At 63.7% G+C, this 8,813-nt stretch carries 9 protein-coding genes; 1 reads left to right on the top strand and 8 read right to left on the bottom strand.

The annotated features are described in order from the left end of the window. The coding region (locus tag KBT70_RS11625) for a zinc-binding dehydrogenase (RefSeq protein WP_296633276.1) at positions 1-339 on the top strand (339 nt) is incomplete at its 5' end. A 75-nt stretch (positions 340-414) separates the two neighbouring features. On the opposite strand, the gene ftsZ is transcribed toward KBT70_RS11625, so the two are convergent. From ftsZ to murC, 8 genes are all read right to left on the bottom strand, one after another. Next, a complete protein-coding gene (gene ftsZ / locus KBT70_RS11620; RefSeq protein ID WP_296633274.1) occupies positions 415-2,019 on the bottom strand; it encodes a cell division protein FtsZ in 1,605 nt (534 codons plus the stop codon). Between the two features lie 173 nt (positions 2,020-2,192). Beyond that, the gene (gene ftsA, locus KBT70_RS11615; RefSeq protein ID WP_296633272.1) at positions 2,193-3,527 is read right to left on the bottom strand and encodes a cell division protein FtsA; all 1,335 of its coding nucleotides are present in this window, start codon (positions 3,525-3,527) and stop codon (positions 2,193-2,195) included. A 3-nt stretch (positions 3,528-3,530) separates the two neighbouring features. Beyond that, positions 3,531-4,400 carry a cell division protein FtsQ/DivIB gene (locus tag KBT70_RS11610; RefSeq protein ID WP_296633270.1) on the bottom strand — a complete coding sequence of 290 codons (870 nt, stop codon included), beginning with the start codon at positions 4,398-4,400 and terminating at the stop codon, positions 3,531-3,533. Continuing rightward, complete coding sequence (locus KBT70_RS11605) at positions 4,388-5,266, bottom strand: D-alanine--D-alanine ligase (protein ID WP_296633277.1); 879 nt, start codon at positions 5,264-5,266, stop codon at positions 4,388-4,390. Before KBT70_RS11605 ends, KBT70_RS11610 begins: the two co-directional genes overlap by 13 nt. 97 nt (positions 5,267-5,363) lie before the next feature. Next, entirely contained in the window at positions 5,364-6,308 is a 945-nt protein-coding gene (gene murB / locus KBT70_RS11600; RefSeq protein ID WP_296633268.1) for a UDP-N-acetylmuramate dehydrogenase, read from the bottom strand. Positions 6,309-6,359: 51 nt separating this feature from the next. Continuing rightward, positions 6,360-6,605, bottom strand: coding sequence for a DUF2484 family protein (locus KBT70_RS11595; RefSeq protein ID WP_296633265.1), 246 nt, complete (start codon positions 6,603-6,605; stop codon positions 6,360-6,362). After that, positions 6,602-7,789, bottom strand: coding sequence for an amino acid permease (locus tag KBT70_RS11590; RefSeq protein ID WP_296633263.1), 1,188 nt, complete (start codon positions 7,787-7,789; stop codon positions 6,602-6,604). The genes KBT70_RS11595 and KBT70_RS11590 overlap by 4 nt, the downstream gene beginning before the upstream one ends. Positions 7,790-7,791: 2 nt before the next feature. Then, positions 7,792-8,813: UDP-N-acetylmuramate--L-alanine ligase (gene murC, locus KBT70_RS11585; RefSeq protein WP_296633261.1), on the bottom strand; the 1,022-nt coding region annotated here is incomplete at its 5' end.

The raw sequence follows: 8,813 nt of genomic DNA, 5'->3' as shown, positions 1-8,813 counted from the left end.
GACATCATCGGTGGTGATTACGTGGCGCGCAACATCAAGGCCGCGCGCCATGATGCGCGGATCATTCAGCTTGCTTTCAACATGGGCTCTAAGGTCGAGATTGATCTCATGCCCGTGATGCTCAAGCGCCTCAGCTATACCGGCTCTACCCTGCGCTCGCGCCCCGAAGCGTTCAAGACGCAAGTGGCCGAGGCGCTGCACGAAACTGTCTGGCCTCTCTTTGGCACCGGCAAGCTGCGGCCTGTGACACACCGCATCCTGCCCATGGAAGAGGCGGCAGAGGCCCATCGGCTGATGGAAGCGGGCGAACATCACGGCAAGATCCTGCTGCGGATGTGAGCAAAGATTTCGCCACGTGACACAACAAAAAAGCCGCCTCAAAGGGCGGCTTTTTCATTGGGTTCAAGATGACTTTCAGTTCGCCTGACGCCGCAAGAAGGCCGGGATCTCGATCTGCTCGTCCTCGTCATGGGCGCGCGCCGGGGCCTGCTGCGGTTGTGCGCCGCCCATGGTCGGCTGTTGCCGGGACGGGCGTGCTGCAGGCTGCGCGGCGCGCTCGGTCTCGGCGGAATGGCCGGTCATGCGGTTGATCAGCGAGTTGATGCCAAAGCGCGGGCGCTCTTCTGCAACGCGCGCCTCGGGTTCGGGGCGGCGCTGTTGCGGCTGCACCGGGGCGCGACCGACGGCTGCCTGCAAACGCTGCAGCGCCTCAGGCGACGGGGTGCCGGGGGCTGGGGCGCGCGGGGCGACATAGGCGTCCAGCTCTTCCTCGTCGTCATAGGTGTTGCGCGCGAATTCCTCGACGCGGGGCTGATAGGCGGGCGGCGGCAGATCGTCTTCTGCGACTTCCTCTTCAAAGATGTCCTCCATCTGATCTTGGGCTGCTGCGCGCTGCGTCTCCATCGCGGCAAAGAGCGAGGGCTCGGGCTCGGCCACACGGGCGGCGACCGGCGCGGGCTCCGGCTTGGCCACAGGGGCGGGCTCGGCGCTGACGTGCTGCTTGAGCGGCTGCGCCATCGAGCGGCGCGGCACCGGCAGATCGGCGGCCACTTGGCTCACGTCGATGCCCGTTGCCACAACGCTGACGCGGATCGAGCCTTCCATCGACGGATCGAGGGTCGAGCCCACGATGATATTGGCATCCGGGTCCACTTCCTCGCGGATACGGTTGGCGGCCTCGTCCAACTCGAACAGCGTGAGGTCATGGCCACCGGTGATGTTGATAAGAACACCCTTGGCGCCACGCAGGCTGATCTCATCCAAGAGCGGGTTGGCAATCGCCTTTTCGGCGGCCTGAATGGCGCGGTCTTCGCCGCTATCCTCGCCGGTGCCCATCATCGCCTTGCCCATCTCGTCCATCACGGCGCGCACATCGGCAAAATCGAGGTTGATGAGGCCGGGGCGCACCATCAGGTCCGTGACACCCTTGACGCCCTGATAGAGCACGTCGTCGGCCATGCTGAACGCCTCGGTGAAGGTCGTCTTTTCGTTGGCCAGACGGAACAGGTTCTGGTTGGGGATGATGATCAGCGTATCGACCATCTTTTGCAGCGCCTCAACGCCTTCTTCGGCCTGACGCATCCGCTTGGCGCCCTCGAACTGGAACGGTTTGGTGACAACACCCACCGTCAGCACACCCAATTCGCGCGCGGCCTGCGCGATGATCGGGGCTGCACCCGTCCCAGTGCCCCCACCCATGCCCGCGGTGATAAAGCACATATGCGCCCCCGCCAGATGATCGACGATCTGCTCGATGCTCTCTTCGGCGGCGGCAGCCCCGACAGAGGCCCGTGCGCCTGCGCCAAGACCTTCCGTCACCTTGACGCCCAATTGGATGCGGTTTTCGGCATTGCTCTGGCTCAGGGCCTGCGCATCGGTGTTGGCCACCACGAAATCCACACCATCGAGACGCTTTTCGATCATGTTGTTCACGGCGTTGCCACCCGCCCCGCCCACACCGAAAACGGTGATACGGGGCTTCAGCTCGTCATGTCCGGGCATAGTGAGGTTGAGTGTCATAGCTTGTCCGCCTGTCCTGATGCCCACATTCGCGGGCTGTTTTCCGCCTGATTAGGTCCATTCTTACCGATGGTTGGCCTAATCGTCACCTAAAAAACACGTTTTGACCACTAAATATGGCCTTATTTCTGGTCTTTTTCGCGGGATTTCGCCGATGACGCCATATCTTGCGATCACCAGTTGTCCCGAAACCATTTCATCGCCCGCTTGAGCGACCGCGCCGGATAGCGATCGACGGGAATCTCGAAATCCCACCATTCGTCCTGCGGGTTCGCAGCAAAGAGGCACATGCCTACGGCACTGGCAAAACCGGCACCTGTCGCCGCCTGTGGGAGACCATGCACCCGGAGGGGCCGCCCAAGCCGCACCTGCTGTCCCAAAATCTTGCTCGCCAGCCCGTCAAGACCGGGGATCTGGCTGCCGCCGCCAGTCAAAACGATCTGTTGGCTGGGCAGATGATCGAACCCTGCCGCATCAAGCCGCGCGCGCACCTCTTCGAGAATTTCCTCGACCCTCGGGCGCATGATACCGATAAGTTCGGCCCGGCTCACGCGGCGGCGGTCATGCTCGTAATCGCCGGTGTCGCCGCCGATCTCGATCATCTCGCGGTCATCCATGCCGGTGGCCACGACGCCACCGTAGAATGTCTTGATCCGCTCGGCGGTGGCCTGTGGCACCTGCAACCCCATCGAGATGTCATTGGTCACGTGATCGCCGCCCATGCGCACAGAGTCGGCATAGATCATGTGCTTCTTGATAAAAATCGAGACGCCAGAGGTGCCACCGCCCAGATCAATACAGGCCGCACCCAGTTCCTGCTCGTCCTCGACCAAGGCCGCGATGCCTGACACATAGGCAGAGCTGGCCACCCCGGCCAGTTCGAGATCACATCGCTTGACGCAATAGGCGAGGTTCTGGATCGCCGCACCATCGACCGTCAGCATATGCATGTCGGTTGCAAGGACCTGCCCCATCTGGCCGCGCGGATCAATCAGACCGCTGCGGTGATCCAAGGCGAAATTGACCGGCTGCGCGTGCAGCACCTCGCGCCCCTCGCCGAAATCCGGCACATCGCAGGCGCTGAGCACGCGACTGATGTCCTGCTCGCTGACGGTGTGGCCCTCAAGCTCGACCTGACCCGCCAAGCCATAGCTGCGCGGCCCTGCGCCCGAAAAACAGGCAATGACGTGATCAACCCGGATATTGGCCATCTTTTGCGCCGCCTGGACGGCGGTGCGAATGGCGCGCTCGGTTTCGGCCATGGCGTCGATCTCGCCAAAGCGCACCCCGCGCGAGCGTGTCGTGGCCGCGCCGATCACCCGGAAGCCGGCCTGCCCGGCCATGCGGCCAATGCCCTCGGCCTCGTGCAGCCGTTCGGTGCCGTCAAAGCGCAGCACCAGACAGGCGATCTTGGACGTGCCGACGTCCAGCACAGCGACAACTCCGCGCTGCATGGCCGCCTTGCGCATGTGGCGCATCGCCCGTTGGGATTCGTAGAGCTCGATCATGGTTCAGTTCGTCCCCAAACTCATCTGCGTTATCGTCCACCAGTCTTCCATGGCGTTCTCATTAAGGCGGATCGTCGGGCGCGCCGCGATGCGCATGTCGACCAAGGCCAGATCGCGGCCCAGCATGTCCTGCGCGCCGTGCAGCACGATCACCCGCTCGAGCGCGCGCACCGCCCCGCTCTCGGGCAAGAGGATGCGCTTGCCATCCGCCAGCACCAGATCCCAGCGTCGCTCGCCCATCCGCACGAGACCGCGCAGGTCCATGCCCAAGGGTGTCGCCGCCCTCAGGATGTCGATTGCCTCGGCCACCTGTTCCGGCGCGCCATCGCCCGCCACCACGGGCAGGTCGGCGCGCTCGGCGCGGGCCTTGACCACACCGATCACCTGCCCCTCGATGTCGATCACATTGAGCGCATCGCGCGTTTTCCAGAGCGCGACCGGCACCCGTTCGGTGATTTCGGCCACCAACACGCCACCTTGCCGAATACGCACCTCGGCGCGGGCCACGGCGGGCAGCTCTTCGATCATCACGCGGATATCGTCGAGCACCAGATCAAACGAACTTGCTGGCAGGTCATAGGGGAATATCTCTCGGATATCCTCTTGCACGCTGGTGCTGGCCCCTTCGACCGACAGAAGGTTGACCATGAATTCGGGGCGCGTTTCGATCTGGTGACGGATTTCGGCAAACTGCTCGACCAAGGCCGTGCGTCGCGCCTCGCTGCTCAGATAACCGCCCACAATCGCCGTCACCACCAGCATCGGCAGACCAAACCGGATCAGCCGCCGATAGAGCGGCGTCAGCATCAGGCGCTGCATGCGGTAGGACATGCGCGAGGGCGCAGGATCAGCGCGTGGGATCACCGGTTGCATGACGCATCCTCCACCATCCAGCGACAGAGATCCGGAAAGGAAATGCCAAGCGCCTGCGCCTGTTCCGGCACCAGCGACGTTGGCGTCATCCCCGGCTGCGTGTTGGTTTCCAGCAGGATCAGCCCGTCAAGACCGCGCGCCTCGTCCCAGCGGAAGTCGGTGCGGCTGACCCCGCGACAGCCCAGAACCACATGCGCGCGCAGCGCATAATCGAGACAGGCGTCAAAAATCTCTTGCGGCACCTCGGCGGGCACCACATGGCGCGAGCCACCGGGCTTGTATTTGGCATCATAGTCATACCAGCCATCGGTCAGAATATCCGTAACCGTAAGCGCCCGGTCGCCGATCACCGTTGTCGTGAGTTCACGCCCCGGCGCATAGGTCTCGACCATCACCACCTCGGGCATGTCATCCGAGAGCGCAGGCGGCCGATTGGCCCCGGCCTCGACCAGATAGACACCCACGGAGGAGCCTTCATTGTAGGGCTTGACCACATAGGGCGGCGGCATCACGTGCCGCATGCGCACCTCGTCACGACGCGCCAGCATGCTTTCGACCACCGGCAGACCAGCCGTGCGATAGGCCGCCTTGGTGCGTTCCTTGTCCATGGCAAGCGCCGAGGACAGCACCCCCGAATGGGTATAGGGAAGGTGCATCCATTCCAGCATCCCCTGCACACACCCATCCTCACCCCAACGCCCATGCAGGGCATTGAATACCACGTCCGGCTTTATCTCTTGTAAACGCGCGCAGAGGTCGGTCGCGGCATCCACCTCGACCACCTCAAACCCTGCTTCCCGCAACGCGACGGCGCACTCACGCCCTGAAGAGAGCGACACGTCCCTCTCCGCCGAGGGGCCGCCCATGATCACCGCCACTGTCGGGGTTGTTCTGCTCGAACCAACCACCATGTGCCTCAATGTCCCGGACCGGTGTTCCGGCCCTGTTGTCGTATTGTTTTTGTTAGTCTGCCTGAGAGCTTGCGCCCGGAGCCGTTTCGCCGACCCTCATGATTTCCCACTCTAACTCTATTCCACGCATTTGAAAAACCTTTTTTCGCACATCGTCGCCCAGACCTTCAAGATCGGCGGCCGTGGCTCCGCCCGTGTTGATCAGGAAATTGGGGTGCATCTCGCTCATTTGTGCGCCGCCACGCCGTGCGCCGCGCAATCCCGCCTCGTCGATCACCTTCCACGCCTTGAGATCATGCACGTCATCCGCCCGCCCGGTCGAGGAAAACCCCGAAGGATTGCGGAATGTGCTGCCCGCGCTGCGCTCTCTGGTGGGCTGTGTGGCATCGCGCTTGGCGATCTGGTCCGCCATCTTGGCGTCGAGTGTTGCCGGATCACCCGGCACCCCTTCAAAGGTCGCCTCAAAGATCACCCAGCCGTCGGGCAAGGCGCTGTGCCGATAGGCGAATTGCAGCGTATCAGGCGAGAGCGTCACGACCTCGCCGCTGCGCGCTACGGCCCGCGCCTCGACCAGATGATCCGCCACATAGGCCCCATAACAGCCCGCGTTCATCCGCACCGCGCCGCCGATGCTGCCCGGAATGGTGCGCAGGAACGTGAGGTCCACCCCCACCTCGGCCGCCCGGCGCGCCACATGCGCATCTAGGGCCGCGGCCCCGGCGATGACGCGGCACCCCTCGACGCGGATGCTGTTGAACCCGCGCCCGAGCCGGATCACCACCGCATGCAGGCCACCATCGCGCACAATCAGATTGCTGCCGACACCCATGGGAAAGACCGGCACAGCAGGATCAAGCCCAGCCAGAAACCCCGTGAGATCCTCCAGATCCGCCGGCTGAAACAACCAGTCCGCCGGTCCGCCCACGCGCAACCAGGTCAGATCGGCCAAGGGCCTGTTCGGGGTCAATGCGCCCCGCGTTTGTGGCATAGTCATCATGATGGCGGTTCTGCCCTCTGCCGTGCCCAAGGTAAAGCCCCGGACGTCTTCCTACCCGAGTTTCCGCCGCATCCAGCGCCCGAAATAGATCACCGGCCACCGCAGCACGCTCATCCCTGCCACCATGACCAAAAGACCGATCCAAGGACCATTCTGCCAGGTGACAAAGCCAAGGATCGGCACGCCAAGCGCCATAAGCCCATAGGCCCGCCGCCAGTAGTTGTTACGGCTTGGCAGCATCGCCAGAACATTTGCTGCGACCGCCCAGAGACAGGCCAGAACCAAAGACAGTGTCATCCCAACCCTCCAAGGCTTGCCACAAGGGCGGCCAAGGCCACCACCAATCCAAAGACAGGCACCGCCATCGGCACCCGAAATGCCGCCTCTGGCGCGCGCCGCTTGATCGCGATGAGCGCGCCATTGACCAACACGAAAACCGCCAGCAGCAAGACCGACGTGAACCCCGCCAGATCCGCTATGGGCAAGGCCAAGGCCCCGACGATGACCACCACCCCAACCAGAAGCGTCGCACGCACCGGCGTGCCAAAACGGGGATGGGCATGGTGAAACCCCGCCAGCCACGGGCTGCGCCGCCCGAGACCGAACAGAACCCGGCTTGCCATCACGATCTGCGCCAACACGCCGTTCAGCGCCGCCACCACCGCAATCAGCGACAGGAACGCGGCGTTACCGCCTTGCGACATCTGCCAGACGAGGGCGAGCGGTTGCTCACTCGCACCCAGCCGATCAATCGGGACCGTGCGCACCGCCGCCCAACTGACCAACGCATAAAGCAGGCTCGCGATCACGAGCGAGAGCAGGATCGCGCGTGGCAGGGTGCGCTCTGGCTCGCGCACCTCTTCTGCCATGTTGACGATATCCTCAAAGCCGATAAAGGCGAAGAAGGCCAGCACCGCCCCGGCGCTGACACCTGACCAGACAATCTCTTGCGGGAACTGGAAATCGACCACGGGAGCGGCGGTGAACCCTGCATAGACTACCAAAAGCAGCCCGATCACCTCGACCACCGTAAAGACCGCGGCCAATGCGAGGCTTTCCAAGACACCAACCACGGCCACCGCCGCCAAGAGAGCACCGATCACGATCACGCTTGGGCCCGCAGGCCATCCTGTCACAGCCCCGAGATAGCCAACCCCGCCGCGCAGCACCGCTGCCGCCGAAACCGCCCCGGCCAGCACGATCACCAGCCCCACCAGCGTGCCCAGCCAAGGTGCCTGCAATCCGTTGGCGACAAAGGCGGCCTCACCCGCCGCTTCGGGCAGGCGGGTGGAAAATTCGGCATAGCTTAGCGCTGTGGGGGCCGCGATGGCACCCGCCAGGACGAATGCCAACGGGGCCCAGACCCCGGCCTCGGCGGCCACAGCGCCCACAAGCACGTAAATCCCGGCCCCGACAATCACCCCCACACCATAAGCGGTCAGCAATCCCAGACCGATCCGGCGTTTGAGGATGTCGGCCATACCTATCCCTTGAGCCGCGCTGGTAGCCCGTTGGCCCAGGCGCTGATCGTGCCTGCCCCGAGGCAGACCACCATATCCCCCGGCCCGGCCTGTTCGCGCACCAACCGTTCCAGATCATCCTCGTCGCGGATGGCGCGGGCGTGCCTGTGGCCGTGGCGGATGAGCCCCGCCACCAGATCATCACGGCTTGCCCCCGGAATGGGGTCTTCGCCCGCTGCGTAGACATCGGCGATAGCCACAACATCGGCCTCGTTGAAACAGCCGCAGAAATCATCAAAGAGATTGGACAGGCGGGTGTAGCGATGCGGCTGATGCACCGCGATCACCCGCCCCGTCGTGGCCTGCCGCGCTGCGCGCAGCACGGCCGCAATCTCGACCGGGTGATGGCCGTAATCGTCGATGATCGTCACGCCGTTCACCTCACCCACACGGGTAAAGCGCCGGTTGACGCCACCGAAACTGGCCAGAGCCGCACGAATTTCATCAGCTTTCATGCCAAGATGGCGTGCCACTGCCACCGCGCTGAGCGCATTGCTGACATTGTGGTCGCCGGGCATCGGCAGAGTGCAGCCTTCGATCACCCGCCCCTCGGCCTGAAGCGCCACATCGAAATGCGCGACACCCTTTTCGTAGTGCAGGTTGACCGCCCGCACATCGGCCTGCGCATTGAAACCGTAGGTCGTGACACGGCGGTCGGTGATGCGGCCCACAAGCGCCTGAACCTCGGGGTGGTCGGTGCAACAGACCGCCAGCCCGTAAAAGGGAATATTGCTGACAAAGTCGTAGAACCCCTGCCGCAGCCGCTCGATATTTCCCCAATGCTCCATATGCTCGGGGTCGATATTGGTCACGATGGCGATGGTCGCGGGCAGACGGTTGAACGTGCCATCGCTCTCGTCGGCCTCGACCACCATCCACTCGCCTTGCCCCATCCGCGCATTGCTGCCATAGGCGTGAATGATGCCGCCGTTGACGACCGTCGGATCAATCCCGCCCTTGACCAAAAGCTCGGCCACAAGCGTCG

The organism is Roseovarius sp. (genome assembly GCF_018066915.1).
Classification (GTDB): domain Bacteria; phylum Pseudomonadota; class Alphaproteobacteria; order Rhodobacterales; family Rhodobacteraceae; genus Roseovarius.
Note: the sequence above shows the minus strand (reverse complement) of the source record. Positions and strands in the feature narration are given on the sequence as shown.

Bases quoted from the DNA above. Each gene is read 5' to 3' on its own strand.
- ftsZ (WP_296633274.1), bottom strand. From the start codon at position 2,019: ATGACACTCAACCTCACTATGCCCGGACATGACGAGCTGAAGCCCCGT.
- ftsA (WP_296633272.1), bottom strand. From the start codon at position 3,527: ATGATCGAGCTCTACGAATCCCAACGGGCGATGCGCCACATGCGCAAG.
- KBT70_RS11610 (WP_296633270.1), bottom strand. From the start codon at position 4,400: ATGCAACCGGTGATCCCACGCGCTGATCCTGCGCCCTCGCGCATGTCC.
- KBT70_RS11605 (WP_296633277.1), bottom strand. From the start codon at position 5,266: ATGGGCGGCCCCTCGGCGGAGAGGGACGTGTCGCTCTCTTCAGGGCGT.
- murB (WP_296633268.1), bottom strand. From the start codon at position 6,308: ATGATGACTATGCCACAAACGCGGGGCGCATTGACCCCGAACAGGCCC.
- KBT70_RS11595 (WP_296633265.1), bottom strand. From the start codon at position 6,605: ATGACACTGTCTTTGGTTCTGGCCTGTCTCTGGGCGGTCGCAGCAAAT.
- KBT70_RS11590 (WP_296633263.1), bottom strand. From the start codon at position 7,789: ATGGCCGACATCCTCAAACGCCGGATCGGTCTGGGATTGCTGACCGCT.